At 61.1% G+C, this 18,630-nt stretch carries 18 protein-coding genes; 13 read left to right on the top strand and 5 right to left on the bottom strand.

What is annotated here, in order from left to right; genetic code table 11:
• The first annotated feature begins 1 nt into the window (after position 1).
• The 4 genes from ileS (at position 2) to ispH (ending at position 4,932) form a co-directional block, all read left to right on the top strand.
• On the top strand, positions 2-2,833 hold the full coding sequence (ileS, locus tag HU724_RS24235; protein ID WP_186569381.1) for an isoleucine--tRNA ligase: 2,832 nt from the start codon (positions 2-4) through the stop codon (positions 2,831-2,833).
• Entirely contained in the window at positions 2,826-3,338 is a 513-nt protein-coding gene (lspA, locus tag HU724_RS24230; protein ID WP_122506674.1) for a signal peptidase II, read from the top strand. The genes ileS and lspA overlap by 8 nt, the downstream gene beginning before the upstream one ends.
• Entirely contained in the window at positions 3,331-3,783 is a 453-nt protein-coding gene (gene fkpB / locus HU724_RS24225) for an FKBP-type peptidyl-prolyl cis-trans isomerase (protein WP_186569380.1), read from the top strand. Before lspA ends, fkpB begins: the two co-directional genes overlap by 8 nt.
• 204 nt (positions 3,784-3,987) lie before the next feature.
• Entirely contained in the window at positions 3,988-4,932 is a 945-nt protein-coding gene (gene ispH / locus HU724_RS24220; RefSeq protein ID WP_130902282.1) for a 4-hydroxy-3-methylbut-2-enyl diphosphate reductase, read from the top strand.
• Here ispH and HU724_RS24215 read toward each other — a convergent pair.
• Positions 4,889-5,458 (bottom strand): GspH/FimT family pseudopilin, encoded by a 570-nt coding sequence (locus tag HU724_RS24215; RefSeq protein ID WP_186569379.1) that lies wholly within the window; start codon positions 5,456-5,458, stop codon positions 4,889-4,891. The two genes, ispH and HU724_RS24215, sit on opposite strands and share 44 nt — an antisense overlap.
• Before the next feature lie 130 nt (positions 5,459-5,588).
• Between HU724_RS24215 and HU724_RS24210 the strand changes: the two genes are divergently transcribed.
• Genes HU724_RS24210 through thiO form a run of 7 tightly spaced genes read left to right on the top strand, consistent with a single transcriptional unit; the run spans position 5,589 to position 12,358 of the window.
• The gene (locus HU724_RS24210; protein WP_186569378.1) at positions 5,589-6,062 is read left to right on the top strand and encodes a GspH/FimT family pseudopilin; all 474 of its coding nucleotides are present in this window, start codon (positions 5,589-5,591) and stop codon (positions 6,060-6,062) included.
• Complete coding sequence (gene pilV / locus HU724_RS24205) at positions 6,059-6,508, top strand: type IV pilus modification protein PilV (protein ID WP_016773132.1); 450 nt, start codon at positions 6,059-6,061, stop codon at positions 6,506-6,508. The genes HU724_RS24210 and pilV overlap by 4 nt, the downstream gene beginning before the upstream one ends.
• Positions 6,505-7,218 carry a PilW family protein gene (locus HU724_RS24200; protein WP_186569377.1) on the top strand — a complete coding sequence of 238 codons (714 nt, stop codon included), beginning with the start codon at positions 6,505-6,507 and terminating at the stop codon, positions 7,216-7,218. The genes pilV and HU724_RS24200 overlap by 4 nt, the downstream gene beginning before the upstream one ends.
• A 10-nt stretch (positions 7,219-7,228) precedes the next feature.
• Positions 7,229-7,708: a pilus assembly PilX family protein gene (locus HU724_RS24195; RefSeq protein WP_186569376.1), complete on the top strand. Its 480-nt coding sequence runs from the start codon at positions 7,229-7,231 to the stop codon at positions 7,706-7,708.
• On the top strand, positions 7,695-10,784 hold the full coding sequence (locus tag HU724_RS24190) for a pilus assembly protein (protein ID WP_186569375.1): 3,090 nt from the start codon (positions 7,695-7,697) through the stop codon (positions 10,782-10,784). The genes HU724_RS24195 and HU724_RS24190 overlap by 14 nt, the downstream gene beginning before the upstream one ends.
• A gap of 15 nt (positions 10,785-10,799) precedes the next feature.
• Positions 10,800-11,201: a type IV pilin protein gene (locus HU724_RS24185; RefSeq protein ID WP_186569374.1), complete on the top strand. Its 402-nt coding sequence runs from the start codon at positions 10,800-10,802 to the stop codon at positions 11,199-11,201.
• A 56-nt stretch (positions 11,202-11,257) separates the two neighbouring features.
• Positions 11,258-12,358 (top strand): glycine oxidase ThiO, encoded by a 1,101-nt coding sequence (thiO, locus tag HU724_RS24180; RefSeq protein ID WP_186569373.1) that lies wholly within the window; start codon positions 11,258-11,260, stop codon positions 12,356-12,358.
• Positions 12,359-12,450: 92 nt separating this feature from the next.
• Here the strand turns inward: thiO and HU724_RS24175 are convergent, their stop codons facing one another.
• From HU724_RS24175 to HU724_RS24160, 4 genes are all read right to left on the bottom strand, one after another.
• A complete protein-coding gene (locus tag HU724_RS24175; RefSeq protein ID WP_133339061.1) occupies positions 12,451-13,797 on the bottom strand; it encodes a sigma-54-dependent transcriptional regulator in 1,347 nt (448 codons plus the stop codon).
• Positions 13,794-15,383 (bottom strand): sensor histidine kinase, encoded by a 1,590-nt coding sequence (locus HU724_RS24170; RefSeq protein WP_186569372.1) that lies wholly within the window; start codon positions 15,381-15,383, stop codon positions 13,794-13,796. Before HU724_RS24170 ends, HU724_RS24175 begins: the two co-directional genes overlap by 4 nt.
• Entirely contained in the window at positions 15,373-15,606 is a 234-nt protein-coding gene (locus tag HU724_RS24165) for a PP0621 family protein (protein WP_016773138.1), read from the bottom strand. The genes HU724_RS24170 and HU724_RS24165 overlap by 11 nt, the downstream gene beginning before the upstream one ends.
• A gap of 126 nt (positions 15,607-15,732) precedes the next feature.
• The gene (locus HU724_RS24160; protein WP_016773139.1) at positions 15,733-16,749 is read right to left on the bottom strand and encodes an outer membrane protein assembly factor BamD; all 1,017 of its coding nucleotides are present in this window, start codon (positions 16,747-16,749) and stop codon (positions 15,733-15,735) included.
• Positions 16,750-16,900: 151 nt separating this feature from the next.
• Between HU724_RS24160 and rluD the strand changes: the two genes are divergently transcribed.
• Complete coding sequence (gene rluD / locus HU724_RS24155) at positions 16,901-17,863, top strand: 23S rRNA pseudouridine(1911/1915/1917) synthase RluD (protein WP_042610487.1); 963 nt, start codon at positions 16,901-16,903, stop codon at positions 17,861-17,863.
• Positions 17,860-18,582 (top strand): peptidoglycan editing factor PgeF, encoded by a 723-nt coding sequence (gene pgeF / locus HU724_RS24150; protein WP_186569371.1) that lies wholly within the window; start codon positions 17,860-17,862, stop codon positions 18,580-18,582. The genes rluD and pgeF overlap by 4 nt, the downstream gene beginning before the upstream one ends.
• The last annotated feature ends 48 nt before the right edge of the window (positions 18,583-18,630 follow it).

Below are 18,630 nucleotides of genomic sequence, written 5' to 3'. Positions count from 1 at the left end.
AATGACCGACTATAAAGCCACGCTAAACCTTCCGGACACCGCCTTCCCAATGAAGGCCGGCCTGCCACAGCGCGAACCGCAGATCCTGCAGCGCTGGGACAGTATTGGCCTGTACGGAAAGTTGCGCGAGATTGGCAAGGATCGTCCGAAGTTCGTCCTGCACGACGGCCCTCCGTACGCCAACGGCACGATCCACATCGGTCACGCACTGAACAAGATTCTCAAGGACATGATCATCCGCTCGAAAACCCTGTCGGGTTTCGACGCGCCGTACGTCCCGGGCTGGGACTGCCATGGCCTGCCGATCGAGCACAAGGTGGAAGTGACCCACGGCAAGAACCTCGGCGCGGATAAAACCCGCGAGCTGTGCCGTGCCTACGCCACCGAGCAGATCGAAGGGCAGAAGTCCGAATTCATCCGTCTCGGCGTGCTCGGCGACTTCGCCAATCCGTACAAGACCATGGATTTCAAGAACGAGGCCGGTGAAATCCGCGCCCTCGCCGAAATCGTCAAGGGTGGTTTCGTCTTCAAGGGCCTCAAGCCAGTGAACTGGTGCTTCGATTGCGGTTCGGCTCTGGCTGAAGCGGAAGTCGAGTACGAGAACAAGAAATCCTCGACCATCGACGTCGCGTTCCCGATCGCTGATGAAGCCAAACTGGCTGCGGCGTTTGGTCTGGCGTCGCTAAGCAAACCTGCTGCGATCGTGATCTGGACCACCACGCCGTGGACCATCCCGGCCAACCAGGCGTTGAACGTGCACCCGGAATTCAACTACGCCTTGGTCGATATCGGCGACAAGCTGCTGGTGCTGGCTGAAGAGCTGGTCGAAGCCTGCCTGGCGCGCTATGGCGTGCAAGGTTCGGTCATCGCCACCACCACCGGTAAAGAGCTGGAGCTGATCAACTTCCGTCACCCGTTCTACGATCGTCTGTCGCCGGTGTACCTGGCTGACTACGTCGAACTGGGCGCTGGCACCGGCGTGGTTCACTCCGCCCCGGCCTATGGCGTGGACGACTTCGTGACCTGCAAGAAATACGGCATGGTCAACGACGACATCCTCAACCCGGTACAGAGCAACGGCGTGTACGTGCCGTCGCTGGAATTCTTCGGTGGCCAGTTCATCTGGAAGGCCAACCCGGCCATCGTGGAAAAACTGACCGAAGTCGGTGCGCTGATGCACACCACCGTCATCGAACACAGCTACATGCACTGCTGGCGCCACAAGACCCCGCTGATCTACCGCGCCACCGCGCAGTGGTTCATCGGCATGGACAAGGAGCCAACCAGCGGCGACACCCTGCGCGTGCGCTCGCTCAAAGCCATCGAAGACACCAAGTTCGTTCCGGCCTGGGGCCAGGCGCGCCTGCACTCGATGATCGCCAATCGTCCGGACTGGTGCATCTCGCGTCAGCGCAACTGGGGCGTGCCGATCCCGTTCTTCCTCAACAAGGAAAGCGGCGAGCTGCACCCGCGTACCGTCGAGCTGATGGAGGAAGTCGCCAGACGCGTTGAAGTCGAAGGTATCGAAGCCTGGTTCAAACTCGACGCTGCCGAACTGCTCGGTGATGAAGCGCCGCAGTACGACAAGATCAGCGACACCCTCGACGTCTGGTTCGACTCGGGCACCACGCACTGGCACGTTCTGCGCGGTTCGCACCCGATGGGCCACGAGAGCGGCCCGCGTGCCGACCTGTACCTGGAAGGTTCCGACCAGCACCGTGGCTGGTTCCACTCCTCGTTGCTGACCGGTTGCGCCATCGACAACCACGCGCCGTACCGCGAACTGCTGACGCACGGCTTCACCGTCGACGAGTCCGGCCGCAAGATGTCCAAATCGCTGGGCAACGTGATCGCGCCGCAGAAGGTCAACGACACCCTGGGCGCCGATATCATGCGTCTGTGGGTCGCTTCGACCGACTACTCCGGCGAAATGGCGGTGTCCGAGCAGATTCTGCAGCGCAGCGCCGATGCCTATCGTCGTATCCGTAACACCGCGCGCTTCCTGCTTTCCAACCTGACCGGTTTCAACCCGGCCACCGACCTGCTGCCGGCCGAAGACATGCTGGCGCTGGATCGCTGGGCCGTGGATCGTACGCTGCTGCTGCAACGCGAGTTGCAAGAGCACTACGGCGAATACCGTTTCTGGAACGTCTACTCGAAGATCCACAACTTCTGCGTGCAGGAGCTGGGTGGTTTCTACCTCGACATCATCAAGGACCGCCAGTACACCACCGGCGCCGACAGCAAGGCCCGGCGCTCGTGCCAGACCGCGCTGTTCCACATCTCCGAAGCGCTGGTGCGCTGGATCGCGCCGATCCTCGCCTTCACTGCTGACGAACTGTGGCAATACCTGCCGGGCGAGCGTAACGAGTCGGTCATGCTCAACACCTGGTACGAAGGCCTGACCGAGCTGCCGGAAGGCTTCGAGCTGGGTCGCGCCTACTGGGATCGCATCATGGAAGTGAAGGTTGCGGTCAACAAAGAGATGGAAATCCAGCGTGCGGCGAAAGCCGTCGGTGGCAACCTGCAGGCCGAAGTGACGCTGTTTGCCGAAGAGGCGCTGAGCGCCGATCTGGCCAAGCTGAGCAACGAGCTGCGCTTTGTCCTGATCACCTCGACTGCCAGCGTTGCACCGTTCGTTCAGGCTCCGGCCGATGCAGTGGCCACCGAAGTCAGCGGTCTGAAACTGAAGATCGTCAAATCGGCGTTCCCGAAATGCGCACGTTGCTGGCATTGCCGCGAAGACGTCGGCGTGAACCCGGAGCATCCGGAAATCTGCGGGCGTTGCGTCGACAACATCAGCGGCGCGGGCGAGGTTCGTCACTATGCCTGATGCCGTTGGCCGTTTCGGACGGCTGAGCTGGCTTTGGTTGAGCTTGCTGGTTCTGGTCATTGACCAGGCCAGCAAGTTCTACTTCGAAGCCAAGCTCGAAATGTTCCAGCAGATCGTGATCATTCCCGACCTGTTCAGCTGGACCCTGGCCTACAACACTGGCGCTGCCTTCAGCTTCCTCGCCGACAGCTCCGGCTGGCAGCGCTGGCTGTTTGCCCTGATCGCGATTGTGGTCAGTGCCGTGCTGGTGGTCTGGCTCAAGCGTCTGGGTCGCAACGACACCTGGCTGGCCGTCGCCCTGGCGTTGGTGCTGGGTGGCGCGCTGGGCAACCTGTATGACCGCATTGCCCTGGGCCATGTGATCGACTTCATTCTGGTGCACTGGCAGAACCGCTGGTATTTCCCGGCGTTCAACATTGCCGACAGCGCGATCACCGTTGGCGCGATCATGCTGGCACTGGACATGTTCAAATCGAAGAAAACCGAAGAGGCTGCTCATGACTGAACCGCTATCGACTGAGCAACGCATCGGCCAGAACACCGAAGTTACGCTGCACTTTGCTTTGCGCCTGGAAAACGGTGACACCGTCGACAGTACCTTCGACAAGGCCCCGGCGACGTTCAAGGTCGGCGATGGCAACCTGCTGCCGGGCTTCGAAGCCGCACTGTTCGGCTTCAAGGCCGGCGACAAGCGCACCCTGACCGTCGAGCCGGAAAGCGCTTTTGGTCAGCCGAACCCGCAGAACGTGCAGACCATCCCGCGTTCGCAGTTCACCGACATGGAGTTGTCGCCGGGTCTGCTGGTGATCTTCAACGATGCGGCCAATACTGAATTGCCAGGTGTGGTGAAGGAATTCGACGACACGCAAGTGACCGTCGACTTCAACCACCCGCTGGCGGGCAAGACGCTGACCTTTGACGTGGAAATCATTTCCGTCAAAGCGATCTAAAAATGCAGGAGTGAGCTTCTGTGGCGAGGGGATCTATCCCGCTGGGGTGCGAAGCGCCCCCAGACCAGTCAACGGATTCTGAGACAAGTCCGTTGACGGTCCACGACTGCTAAGCAGCCGAGCGGGATGAATTCCCTCGCCACAACAAGCAGGTCTCCACAGTCTGTTTTCCATTGTTTTCGCGCGCAAGACACGAGGCACAGCATGCAAATCAAACTCGCCAACCCCCGTGGCTTCTGCGCCGGTGTGGACCGGGCGATCGAAATCGTCAACCGCGCCCTGGAAGTTTTCGGGCCACCGATCTATGTGCGTCACGAAGTGGTGCACAACAAGTTCGTCGTCGAAGACCTGCGCAGCCGTGGCGCGATTTTCGTCGAAGAGCTCGATCAGGTGCCCGATGACGTGATCGTCATCTTCAGCGCCCACGGTGTTTCCCAAGCCGTGCGCAATGAAGCTGCAGGTCGTGGCCTGAAAGTCTTCGATGCAACCTGCCCGCTGGTGACCAAGGTGCACATCGAAGTCGCCAAATACAGCCGCGACGGTCGTGAATGCATCCTGATCGGCCACGCCGGTCACCCGGAAGTCGAAGGAACCATGGGTCAGTACGACGCCAGCAATGGCGGCGCGATCTACCTCGTTGAAGACGAAAAGGACGTGGCCGCACTGCAGGTACGCGATTCGGAAAGACTCGCTTTCGTCACCCAGACAACCTTGTCGATGGACGACACCAGCCGTGTGATCGATGCCCTGCGCACGCGCTTCCCGGCCATCGGTGGCCCGCGCAAGGACGACATCTGCTACGCCACACAAAACCGCCAGGACGCCGTCAAGCAACTGGCCGACGAGTGCGACGTGGTGCTGGTGGTCGGCAGCCCGAACAGTTCCAACTCCAACCGTCTGCGCGAATTGGCTGAGCGCATGGCGACTCCGGCGTACCTGATCGACGGTGCCGAGGACCTGCAACAGAGCTGGTTCGACGGCGTCGAGCGCATCGGCATTACCGCTGGCGCCTCGGCGCCGGAAGTGCTGGTCCGGGGCGTGATCCAGCAATTGCAGGCCTGGGGTGCGACCGGTGCCGACGAGCTGGCTGGCCGTGAGGAGAACATCACGTTCTCGATGCCGAAAGAGCTGCGCGTCCGTTCGATCTGACGCTTCTGCCTTTGTCGCACAGCGCCTGCTCGGTTTCCTGACTGCCCAGGCGCACGCGACCGGTCGCCGCCAGCACGATCTGCCGCTGGCTGACCGGTTCGCGCGGCGAGCAGATGTGTATCGTCCCCGCCTGAAATCGCCGCCCCGGCATCAGTGGCTGCCCCAGATGACTGAACCGCACATAGCGGCTCACCCACCAGTTGCCGACAATCGGCACCTTCGCCTCGCTGGCGCGTTCAACCAGCAGCGGATTGCTGCTGTCCTCCGGCCCCTTGCCGCTTCTATCCAGAATGATCCGCCAACCCTGACTCCAGTCACCGTCGATGCCATGGATCACCACGCTCTGATTGTGCGTGATCGCCAGTGTGCGAGCGTGGCGGATGCCTTCGAGCAGTGACTGCGCCGCGTTGTCGCGCTGCGTCGCTTGCTTGAGCGCGGCGAACGCCGGGCTGACCAGCAGCAGAACAATTGCGCCAATCGCCAGTCCCATAAGCAGTTCAATCAGGCTGAAACCGTGTTGCGGCATGAAAAATCCCTCCGTGGAATGGTATGAGCAGCGCAATCCGTGCGCCGCGCAGGGCAAATCAGTCGGCGCGTGCCGAGCGAATGTTCTAGCGTGTAAAAGCAGGTATAGCCGACGGCAACGGAGGGCACCGATGGATCTTCGTACAAAAGGTTTCACGCTGGTCGAGTTGCTGGTCGCCATTGCGGTGTTCCTGATACTGATCACGCTGGCGGTGCCGGCCTTTACCCGTACGATCCAGAGCAGCAAGGCGGATACCGAAGTCGGCGACTTGCAGCGCGCGATCAATTTCGCTCGCCTCGAAGCGATCAATCGCGGCGTGACCACGCGTCTGCGTCCGACCGCTGGCGGCAGTGTCTGGACCGGTGAGCTGGCGGTCTACGACAGTACTGGCAATCCGGCCAATGTGTTGCGGGTTGTTCCAGCGATGAGCAGCGGCGCGACTCTGACGCTACCCTCAGGAGTGACCGCGCTGGATTTCAACAATCTTGGTGGTCTGGCGGCACCGGCGACGGCGGTAGTCATCGGTTACACGCTGGGCACGCAAAGCAGGACGCTGAACGTGTGTTTGAACGGACGCATTCAACTGGGTGGAAATTGCGGATGAGGGCAGGGAGCAAAAACGCACAGGAGGGCATGACGCTGATCGAAGTGCTGGTCGCGCTGCTGATTCTCACCGTCGGGCTGTTGGGCGCAGCGGCGGTGCAGCTCAATGCGCTGAAGTACACCGACAGTTCGCGGATGACCAGTCAGGCCAGCTTCATCGCCTATGACATGATGGATCGCATCCGCGCCAATTCCGGCGCCAACTACACCGTTACGCCACCGACCTCGGGCAACCTCAGTAATGCGCGGGACCAGGACCTCTACGACTTCACCACCAATATCGCCAACTTCGGCGGCCCGACCGCGACGGGCAGTATCACCCTCAACCAGCGGGTCTACACCATCACCATTACCTGGAGCGATGCGCGCGCGGCGAACGCTGCCAGTGCCCAGCGCAGTTTCGTCCTGACCAGCCGGGCGGCGGTCGATCCGGTGGCCACGCCATGACGCGTTCCAACCGTGGTTTCGGCCTGATCGAGTTGCTGATTGCTCTGGCTTTGGGTTTGATCGTTGTACTCGGTGTGGTGCAGATTTTCATCGCCGCAAAAAACACCTACGTCAGCCAGAACAGCGCCGCAGCGATGCAGGAGGATGCGCGCTTCGTCCTCAGCAAAATGATTCAGGAAATCCGCATGGTCGGCATGTTCGGTTGTCTCGGCACCATCGTCGACTCCAGCTCAGCAGGGGATTTCAACGCCGCGCAACTTACCCCGATCAACTGGGACAACGCCAGTCTCAAGCTGACCCTGGTCACCGCCGATGTCGGCAGCGGCGGGGGAACGCCGACCTGGACGGTGATTTCCGATTGTCGCAACAGCGCGGTCGCCTACAGCGGATTGCGCAGCCCGACCACGGGGCAGATCGCGTTCCCGATCCGGCGCCTGATCTACAGCTTCAGCAATAATCAGATCCTCATGGGCACCGGCAGCGGCAATCCGGCGCAGCAAGTGCTGGTGAACAACGTCAGCGCCTTCAACGTCACCTTCGGCCTGGCCAGCTCGGCGACCGACGTCGCAGCCTCAACCTACAGCAGCAACCCTGGCGATCCCGCGCGCATCCGCAGTGTGCGCCTGAGCCTGACCCTCACCGACCCGAACAATCGGGTGCGCAATCAAACCTTCAACGTGGTTGCGGCATTGCGCAATCGCTTGCCATGAGGGGGCGGCGATGAGGATTTCCTTGCAGCAACGTCAGGCCCAGCGCGGCATGGTCTTGTTGGTCAGTCTGGTGTTTCTGCTGTTGCTGACATTGATCGGTTTGTCCTCGATGCAGAGCGCCAACCTGCAAGAGAAAATGGCCGGCAGCGTAAGCCTGCGCAATCAATCATTTCAGGCGGCCGAAGCGGCATTGCGTGTCGGCGAGAGCGCAGTGCAACTGGACAGTTATTCGTTGGCGGTGTGCAGCGGCACGAGCCAATGTCTGCCGCCGGCGGAATCGTCATCGGTCAGCTCGGCCAGCTTCAATTCGACCTCCGGGGTGACCTGGATCGCCGCCGGTAATGGCTTTTATGGCGTGCAGAACATCGGCACGACCCTGACGGCGGTGAACGTGCCCAGTAACACCTCGGCAACCTTATATCGAGTGACTGCGGTCGGCATCGCCGGCAATTCGCGTAGCGTGGTGGAGAGTGTCTATGCGAAGTATTGAGCGCGGCGTGTCGCTGCTGATCGGCATGCTGCTGAGTTGTTACCTGGCGGCACCGGCCTGGGCTTTCACGCCTTCCGATTCGCCATTGCTGAGCGCGGCTGCGGTAGCGCCAAACGTGATGCTGCTAATCGACGACTCCGGCAGTATGAACAGCATCATCTACGCCGCCGGATTCGACCCGAACGTCAACCGCACTCCCGCCCGGCAGTGCAATGCCTTCCTCGGCTTGTGCTCTGCACTCAATGCACCGCAGATTACTGGCGACACAGTGTTTCTATCGAGCCTGCCAACCTCCGGCTGCTCGGGAGGCGCCTACGCGTTCTACAACAACAGCGTGGCGCCGTTGTGCCTCAAGCTGCCCGACCCCGTAGGCAATGAGAACACTCGGTATTCCGCCGATTACATTTCCTACATAGTCGGCCTCGCCAACAGCAACGGCACCCGCGACTTCACCACGGGGGCGATCCCCAACGATTACCGGATGAACGTCGCGCGCAACGTTTCCACTGCACTGGTGAGCAGCAACCGCAGCTTGCGCATGGGCCTGTCGACATTCAATCCGGCGACCAGCAGCAACCCGGGCAACGGCGGTTTCATCGCCCGCTCGATCACCGATTTGTCACCCGTCGCGGGCAGCGTCACCCAGGCCCAGGCAGACACCAACTACAACGCGCTGATCTCATCGATCAACGGCTTGAACGCCGTGGCCAACACGCCATTGGCCGAGAGCTATTACGAAGTCACGCGCTACATGCGTGGCTTGGCGCCTTACTACAACGGCACACCGGCGACCTATACCAGTCCGATTCAATACCGCTGCCAGAAAAACTACGGCGTGGTGATTACCGATGGCTTGCCGACCTATGACCGTACCTTCCCGACCAACGATCCGCTGGGAGGCAGTCGCTTACCGAACTGGGATGGCGTGAATAACGATGGCGACAACCTCAACGGTGACGGCGAAGGTGACACGCTGTATCTGGATGACATCGCCAAATTCGCCTTCGACATCGACATGCGCTCGACCGGCACCGACGCCGCCGGCAAGAGCTGGAACGCGGTGGATTTTCCCCGGCAGGACATGAACACCTACACCGTGGGTTTCGCGGCGGATAACGACATGTTGTCCGACGCTGCCAGTTACGGGCAGGGCAGGTATTACCAGGCGACCGACAGCTCCGGGCTCAATGCGGCGTTATCGTCGGCACTCAGCGATATCACTTCCAAGGCCGGCTCCGGTGGTGCCGGTGTTGCCAGCAGCAGTACGTTGACCAGTGGCAGCAGTTTTTACCAGACAACCTACGATCCCAAGGATTGGCGCGGCACGATCAGGTCGTTCGGCTTTACCTCGACCGGCACGGTAAATACCTCGGCGGCGCAATGGTCGACCGACACCACCATCGTGCCCTCTGCTACAGCGCCGACTTTCCAGTCATGGAACACCTTGAGCAATACGCCCATTGCTCTGGCATTCGGCAGCTTTTCCCCAGCCCAGCAGAACACGCTGAATCAGGGCCTGCCCACCGGTATCAGCGGCACTGAACTGGTGGAGTGGAGCAAAGGGACCAACAGGACCGGGCTCAAAGTGCGCACTGCGCTGCTGGGCGACATCATCAATTCGCCGCTGGTGCTCGCGTCGCCATCAGACAAGTCCGCATCCGATCTGACGGGTGACAGCAGTTACACCAACTACCTGACCACCAAGGCTGCGAACATGAATGCCAGTCTGGTGGTGAACGCCAACGACGGTTTCGTCAACGTGATCAATTCGGCGAACGGCACCCGCCGTTATGCCTACATGCCTTCCAGCGTGCTGCCTTCGTTGCGGCTGATTGCGGATACCAATTACGTCAACGGCGTCAGCCACAAGTTTCTCGTGGACGGTCAACTCGGAGTGTTCGATGCGCAGGCCGGCACCACCTGGAGAACGCTGGCCATTGGCGGAACGGGGGCCGGTGGCAAAACCTTCTACGGACTGCAACTGTTCGATGCCTCGGCAGGCAACGTGATCAAGGCACTGTGGGAAGTCAGTGCGCCGGCTACGGCAAATGCGTCGAATGCTTTCAATGATCTGGGTTACGCCTACGCGCGTCCGGAAGTGGCACGCTTGGCCAATGGTCGCTGGGCGACATTCATCGCCAATGGTTACGGCAGCAATTCGGGGGTTGCAGCGTTGTATGTACTGGATGCAATGGATGGTTCGCTGATCAGGAAAATCGTCATCGACAGCACGGAAACCACTAACGGTCTGTCTTCGGTAAAACTCAGGGTCAATTCCTCGAACGTGGTGCAGGCTGCCTACGCTGGTGACCTGAAGGGGCGTATGTGGAAATTCGACTTGAGCGCACCCGGGGCAGAAAGCTGGGGCGTGGCGTTTGCCGGCAAGCCTTTGTTTACCGCCCCGGGTGGGGCAACGCAGCCGATTACTGCGCAACCGCTGCTGGCGGATAATCCGCAGGGCGGCAAGCAAGTGTTCTTTGGCACCGGCAAGTTCAACGAGACTGCCGACAAGACCAACAAGGATCTGCAGGCGTTCTATTCAATCTGGGATGCAGAGGGTGGGGCCGGCCAAATCACCGTCAGCAGTTTGCAGGCGCAGGCGATTACCGGCTCGTTCTCCGGCAGTTCCGGGCAGTTTCTGACCACCAGCCAGAATGAAACGACCTATCCGGCAGAGAAAGGCTGGTATCTGCCGCTGGTGTATAACAACGTGCTGACCGGCGAGCGCGTGATCAACCAGGCCAGCATTGTGCTGGGGCGAATCGTTTTTACCACCGCCAGCGTCGATACCACCGACCCTTGTTCGAGCTTTGGTACGGGCAGGTTGGTCGAACTCGATGCGTTCAACGGTAAGATGCTCAACTATGCCGTGATCGACACCACTGGCGACCGTTTGGTCGACAGCAACGACACGATATCCAGTGGCGTGGTATTCACCGGCGGCAATCCGACCCTGAACTTCATTTCCGCCGGTGGTACGGGAAAGTACGTTACCGACACCAGTGGCGTCATCACCACCATTGTAGAGAAGGGTGGCGGCGGCAGCCGTCGTATCATGTGGCGACAAATCCAGTAAGCGAGAATTTGAGGCATGCGCAGAACCAGCCGAGGTTTTACCCTGATCGAGATCATGATCGTTATCGCGATTATCGGGATCATCCTCACCATCAGCATTCCCAGCTACAACGAATACGTGAAGAAGGGCCGTCGCGCCGAAGTGGTTTCGCTGCTCTCGGAGCAGGCGCAGACCCTCGAACGCTTCTACACCCGCAACAATGTCTACACCGGCGTCACCGGACTGAGCACGGGCAATGATTTCTACACCATCACCCCGACGCTGACCGACCAGACCTTTGTGCTGACCGCGGTGCGTAAAACCGGCTCGGCCATGGCCACCGACAAGTGCGGAGATTTCACCCTCACCAACACCGGCGTGCGAAGCATGAACAACGCGGCCACCGGAGTGACCGCCAAGGATTGCTGGGGCCGCTGACGCATTCTTTTTCGGGCGCCTTTTGCGCCCACTGTCTTTTTACGGTTGGATCAAACATGACCAGGCAACAGCAAGTGGTGATTGTCGGCGGCGGGGTGATTGGCCTGCTCACCGCCTACAATCTCGCCTCCGAAGTGCGCAGCGTGGTGCTGCTGGATCGCTCGAATGTCGGCCAGGAGTCGTCCTGGGCCGGCGGCGGTATCGTTTCGCCGCTGTACCCGTGGCGCTACAGCCCGGCGGTCACCGCGCTGGCGCATTGGTCGCAGGACTTTTATCCACAGCTCGGCCAGCGCTTGTTTGCCGACACGGGGGTTGATCCTGAGGTGCACACCACTGGCCTGTATTGGCTGGATCTGGACGATGAAACCGCAGCCCTGGCCTGGGCCGAGCGGGAAAATCGGCCGCTGCGGGCTGTGGATATCTCGGCGGCACATGACGCGGTGCCGGTGCTCGGCAGCGGTTTCAGCCGAGCGATCTACATGGCCGATGTCGCCAACGTGCGCAATCCACGGCTGGTCAAATCGCTGAAAGCCGCGCTGCTGGCGCTGCCGAACGTGACGATTCATGAACAATGCGAAGTCAGTGGCTTCGTCCGCGAGGGCGAGCGCGTGGTCGGCGTGCAGGCTCCGACGGGCGTGATCAACGGCGACCAGATTGTGCTGACAGCGGGGGCGTGGAGCGGTGATCTGCTCAAGACGCTGAACCTGTCGCTGCCGGTCGAGCCGGTCAAAGGCCAGATGATTCTTTATAAGTGCGCGGCTGATTTTTTACCGAGCATGGTGCTGGCCAAGGGGCGATATGCGATCCCGCGTCGTGACGGTCATATTTTGGTCGGCAGCACGCTGGAGCACGAAGGTTACGACAAGACCCCGACCGATGTAGCGCTGCAAAGCCTCAAGGCCTCGGCGATCGAATTGTTGCCGGCGCTGGCGGATGCTGAAGTGGTCGGGCACTGGGCGGGGCTGCGGCCGGGGTCGCCGGAAGGCATTCCGTTTATTGGCCGGGTGCCCGGGTTCGATGGGTTGTGGCTGAACTGCGGGCATTACCGCAACGGGCTGGTGCTGGCGCCGGCATCGTGTCAGTTGTTTGCTGACGTGATGCTGGGGCGGGCGCCGATTATTGATCCGGCGCCGTACGCGCCTGAGGGCCGGATTTAGTCAGAGGCGGGTAGACCGCCTTCGCGAGCAGGCTCGCTCCCACAGGAATACTCATTCCAAATGTGGGAGCGAGCCTGCTCGCGAAGGGGCCTTTAATCCAGGCCCAATTTCTTCAGCCGATAGCGCATCGACCGAAACGACAGACTCAACCGCTGCGCCGCCGCCGTGCGGTTCCAGCGGGTTTCCTCCAGCGCCTGCAAAATCAGTTTGCGCTCGACGCTCTCCAGATAATCCTCGAGATTGTCGATCTGCGTCAGATCGGCCATCGCCCCGTCCGCCGTGCAATTGCCTTCGCTCAAACGCAGATCCTGCGCTTCGATCGTGCGGTTTTCACACAAGGTGTGCGCGCGTTCCAGAACATTCTCCAGTTCGCGCACATTGCCGGGAAAGCGATAGTTCTTCAGCGCCTCCAGCGCTTGCGGGTGCAGGCGCGCTTCGGGTTGTCCGGTGTCTTTGGCCAGGCGCTTGAGCACGTGCATGGCAAGCGCCTCGATGTCGTCGCGGCGTTCGCGCAGGGACGGCACGCGCAGTTCGATGACGTTGAGCCGGTAATACAGATCCTGGCGGAAACGCTCGGCCGAAACTTCGGCTTCAAGGTCTTTGTGCGTGGCGCAAAGGATGCGTACGTCGACCACAGTTTCCTGCTGGCCGCCGACGCTGCGCACGGCTTTTTCCTGGATCGCCCGCAGCAGTTTCACTTGCATCGACAGTGGCAAATCGGCGACTTCATCGAGAAACAGAGTGCCGCCATGGGCCGCTTGAAACAGCCCCGGCTTGTCTTCGACGGCACCGGTAAAGCTGCCTTTGCGGTGACCGAAGAACTCGCTTTCCATCAGCTCCGATGGAATCGCCCCGCAGTTCACCGGCACAAACGGCTGGCTGGCGCGCGGACCTTGTTCGTGGATCAGGCGGGCGACCAGTTCTTTGCCGCTGCCGGATTCACCACTGATGTACACCGGCGCCTGACTGCGTGCGAGCTTGTCGATCTGCCTGCGCAGATTGGCCATCGGCGGCGAATCGCCCAGCAAGCGTCGCTCGATTGCCGTGCTCAAGCCGCCCGCTGTCGGCAGGCGCAGCGCCGAGCTGACCAGTTCGCGCAAGCGCGGCAGTTCCACCGGTTTGGTGAGGAAGTCGAACGCCCCGGCCTTCAGCGCATTGATTGCAGTTTCCAGGCTTCCGTACGCCGTGATCATCGCCACCGGCAGGTGTGGATCGCGTTGCTGAATGTGTTGCACCAGCTCCAGCCCGGTGCCGTCGGGCAGGCGCATGTCGGTCAGGCACAGGTCAAAGTGCTCGCGCTGCAACAGCGCCTGAGCTTCGCCCAGATTGCGTGCGCTGAAGGTTTCGAGTTTCATCCGTCCCAGGGTGATTTCCAGGAGCTCGCGGATATCCGGTTCGTCGTCGACGATTAGAATTTTTTGCCGTGGGCTTGTATTCAACTTTGTTTCCGTCCGTGAGCAAAAGTGATGCAAAAGCAGCCGCCGCCTTGGCGTGATTTGAAGTCTAGGCGTGCCTGGTTGCTTTCGCACAGCTCACGGGACAGATAAAGGCCAAGACCGGTGCCCTGGCTGCTGGTAGTGAAGAAGGGTTCAAAGAGATGCGCCTGTTCATCGGCCGACACGCCGGGGCCGTTGTCTTGGACCTCAAGCACCGCCAACTGACTGTCCGGGTCGACGAACAGTGCCAGCCAGACGTCGGCCTGCTCGTGCATTTGCGCACTGTGACGCCAGGCGTTGCGGATCAGATTGTCGAGAATCTGCCGCAACTGGTTGGGGTCCATCAGCGTGGTGAAATCGCCGGAATTGATTCGCAGATGAATGTGCTGGCGCTCGTTGGCCTGCTCGCGGATTTCGCCGACGAAGTCTTCCAGCCACGGCTTGAGGTCCAGCCGTTGCGGCGCGCTTTGCTGGCGGCGGGACAGTTGCAGGACGTTTTCGATGACTCGGTTCATGCGCTGGGAGTGGTCTTGAATAATCTGCGTCAGACGCCGATCTGCGCTATCGAGTTCCTCGGACTCGGCCAACAGCTGCGCGGCATGACTGATCGCGCCCAGTGGATTGCGAATTTCATGGGAGATGCCGGCGGTCAAACGCCCGAGCGCAGCGAGCTTGAGTTGCTGCGCCTGTTGGGTGATTTGCGCCAGGTCTTCGAGAAACACCAGCGTCTGCTGGTTCGGACTCTGCTCAAGGGCGATGAAGCTGGGTTGCAGCTCAAGGCCATTGCCGGGGATTTTCAGGCTCTGCGGGCGCAGGGTCGGGTTGTTGCGCCACAGTTGCAGGCGCTCGACCAGTGCTGGCGAATATTCATCGATCAAATGACCTTGCAGGTGACTATGGCCGAGCAGACTCTGCGCACTGTGATTGGCCAGTTGCACCCGGCGTTGTTCGTCGAGTACCAGAATGCCGGTGCGCATGCGTTGCAGGATCAACGCATTCAACGCCTCCAGGCTGACCACCTCGCTGGCGCGCTGTTCGGCCAGGGTCTCGCTGACTTCGAGGCGACGAATCAACCCTTGCACCAGCAGCGAGGCGGCAAAGCACAGCGCGCCGAGGGTGCCGGCTTGCAAGTAGGCGTTGGCGCTCAAGGGGCGGCTGAGCCCCAGCAGAAAGCTCAGGCCGACAATGCCGATCGCCGCGATGGCGGCAATCAGCAGGCCGATGCGTCGGCGCAGCAGGGTGTTGCTGATCGCCACCGAGACCACCAGCAGATTGCCCAGCGCACTGGCCACGCCGCCGGCCGCGTAGAACAGGCCGCACAACAGCAGCACATCGACAAGGGCCAGGGTGAACAACTGCGCCGGGCGCCGGGTGTTTTCGAGGAACACCACCAGCAGCATATTGATGATCAGGTACAGCCAGCTGCCGCCGCGCAGCAGGTCGTCGTTGGCCGACGTCAGCAGGCGGTTGTCCATGTTGCTGGAGATCAGCAGCACCAGAGTGATGCCGACACTTAAACGGTACAGATGATAAAGGCGCAGCAGACGCTGCGCCTGTTTCTGGTCGGCGTTGGCGGCCTCAGCGACCACTGGCGCCCGGGCCTTGCTCCAGATGAGCCTGGCTGCAATACCACAGTTGCTGGTTGCCCAGCGCGCGGTCGCGGGGCAGGTGCACGCCGCAGTGGGCGCAGCGCACCATCGGCGGCGCATCCTGTTCGCGCGGCGATCGGGTGGACGAGGCGGGGGCCTTGAATTTGCGCCAGAGCCAGATGGCGGCGAAGATCAGGGCAATCCAGAACAATAAACGAAGCATGATGAGCGGCTTTTCGACTGATGATCCGGCAGTTTAGCCAAGGACCCGATCAGCGCACAGCCTATTAAAGCGCGGCAATAAAAAAGGGAGATCCGCAGATCTCCCTTTTTCGTACCGCCGGTGTGATCAGTCGAACACGCCGAAGGTCATGTAGCTGAACCACGAGCGATCGGTGTCGCTGGATTCCGGCTCTGGCTCTTCGATCACGTCGCCGTTTTCGTCCTTAGGCTTGAGCTCGTTCGGGATCGCATCTTTCGCGTCCTGGAACTGCTTCTGCACGTCCTGGTTGGCGCGGGTTTCGCCCGGCGGCAGCGGTGGACGCGATTCGATCAGGCCCAAAGTTGCCTTGCTCAGGAACGAACGGTTGTCGGCCTCGGCTACGCGTGGCACGAACTGGCCATCTTGCAGGCTCGGGTGATCCGGGTAGTTGAGCTTCAGGGTTTCCAGGCTGGTGGCGGCCAGATCGTCGAGGTGCAGACGCTGGTAGGCTTCGGTCATCACCGCCAGGCCGTCGCCGACCGATGGGGTTTCCTGGAAGTTTTCCACGACGTACTTGCCACGGTTGGCAGCGGCTACATAAGCCTGACGGGTCAGGTAGTAGTCAGCGACGTGGATCTCGTAGGCCGCCAGCAGGTTGCGCAGGTAGATCATGCGCTGCTTGGCGTCCGGCGCGTAGCGGCTGTTCGGGTAGCGGCTGGTCAGCTGCGCGAACTCGTTGTACGAGTCGCGGGCGGCGCCCGGGTCACGCTTGGTCATGTCCAGCGGCAGGAAGCGCGCCAGCAGGCCGACGTCCTGGTCGAACGAAGTCAGACCCTTGAGGTAGTACGCGTAATCCACGTTCGGATGCTGCGGATGCAAACGAATGAAACGCTCGGCGGCAGACTTTGCAGCTTCCGGCTCGGCGTTCTTGTAGTTGGCGTAGATCAACTCCAGCTGAGCCTGATCGGCGTAGCGACCGAACGGATAACGCGACTCCAGAGCCTTCAGCTTGGCTGTGGCGCTGGTGTAGCTGTTGTTGTCCAGATCAGTCTGAGCCTGCTGATACAGCTCGGCTTCGCTGAGGTTTTCGTCTACGACTTCCTTCGATGAGCAAGCAGCGGTCAATGCGAGGATGGCGATCAGCAGCAGGTGTTTCACTTGCATGGCGGCTTGCGTCCCTATGACGGCCGCTGTCTTGGGCGGGGCCGTCCTGTTATGATGAGCGCCCCGTTGAAAAGCCTCGGGGCAAAAGACGCCGTATTTAACCACAAGCGCGCAGCCGAAACCAAAGGCTGTGCCGACGCCCAGTCCGAGCATGTCCGATAAAATTGAACTTCGCGCAGAGGTGCCGTCCGAATTGGGCGGCCAACGCCTCGATCAAGTCGCCGCCCAACTCTTCGCTGAGCACTCACGCTCGCGCCTTTCCGCCTGGATCAAAGAAGGTCGCCTGACTGTGGACGGGGCGGTCATCCGCCCGCGCGACATTGTGCATGGCGGTGCCATCCTTGAGCTGACTGCCGAGCAGGAAGCTCAGGGCGAATGGATCGCCCAGGACATCGAGCTCGACATCGTCTATGAAGACGACGACATCCTGGTGATCAACAAGCCTGCGGGCCTGGTGGTGCACCCGGCTGCCGGCCATGCCGATGGCACCCTGCTCAACGCTTTGTTGCACCATGTGCCGGACATCATCAATGTCCCGCGCGCCGGTATCGTGCATCGTCTGGACAAGGACACCACCGGTCTGATGGTGGTGGCCAAGACCATTCAGGCGCAGACCAAGCTGGTCGCACAATTGCAGAGCCGCAGCGTCAGCCGTATCTACGAGTGCATCGTCATTGGCGTGGTCACCGCCGGTGGCAAGATCAATGCGCCGATCGGTCGTCACGGCCAGCAACGCCAGCGCATGGCAGTGATGGAAGGCGGCAAGCCTGCCGTCAGCCATTACCGCGTGCTCGAGCGTTTCCGTTCCCACACTCATGTGCGGGTGAAGCTGGAAACCGGTCGGACCCACCAGATCCGCGTGCACATGGCGCACATCAACTTCCCGTTGGTCGGCGATCCGGCGTACGGCGGGCGCTTCCGCATTCCGCCAGCGGCCAACCCGACCATGGTTGAATCGCTCAAGCACTTCCCGCGTCAGGCCCTGCACGCGCGCTTCCTGGAACTCGATCATCCGACGAGCGGTGAGCGCATGAGCTGGGAATCGCCGCTGCCGGAGGATTTCGTCTGGCTGCTGACCCTGCTCAAGCAGGATCGCGAGGCCTTCGTCGGATGAACTGGCTGACGCCGGACTGGCCTGCGCCGGCCAGCGTCAGGGCCTGTGTCACCACCCGCGAGGGTGGTGTCAGCGAGGCGCCGTTCGACAGCCTGAATCTGGGCGATCACGTCGATGATCGTCCTGAAGCCGTCGCCGAGAACCGTCGGCGTCTGACCGAGCACTTCTCCATCCAGCCTGCCTGGTTGCAGCAAGTGCACGGGATCACCGTTGCGCATGCTGATCCGGGCATCGTTGCGACGGCAGATGCCAGTTGGACGGCAACGCCGGGCATTGCCTGCACGGCGATGACGGCGGACTGCCTGCCGGCGTTGTTCTGCGATCGTGCGGGCACTCGCGTAGCGGCGGCCCATGCCGGTTGGCGTGGTCTGGCGGCGGGTGTGCTTGAAGCGACCCTCGATAGCCTCGATGTTGCACCTGAAGACGTGCTGGTCTGGCTCGGTCCGGCGATTGGCCCGCAAGCCTTTGAAGTCGGCGCGGAAGTACGCGAAGTCTTCGTCAAGCAGTTGCCGGAAGCAGCGACAGCCTTCGCACCGAGCAACAATGCCGGCAAGTTCATGGCTGATATCTATCAGCTGGCGCGCCTGCGTCTGGCTGAACGCGGTGTTACCGCTGTTTATGGTGGCGGTTTCTGCACCGTGACCGATCCGCGCTTCTTCTCCTATCGCCGTGCGTCGCGCACCGGTCGTTTCGCCTCTCTTGTTTGGCTCACCCGCTAAACTCTCTGATCTGCATCAACTCTCCGACGCTTGAATCTCCCAGAATCG

Origin of the sequence: Pseudomonas iranensis (assembly GCF_014268585.2) — a bacterium.
Classification (GTDB): Bacteria; Pseudomonadota; Gammaproteobacteria; order Pseudomonadales; family Pseudomonadaceae; genus Aquipseudomonas; species Aquipseudomonas iranensis.
Note: the sequence above shows the minus strand (reverse complement) of the source record. Positions and strands in the feature narration are given on the sequence as shown.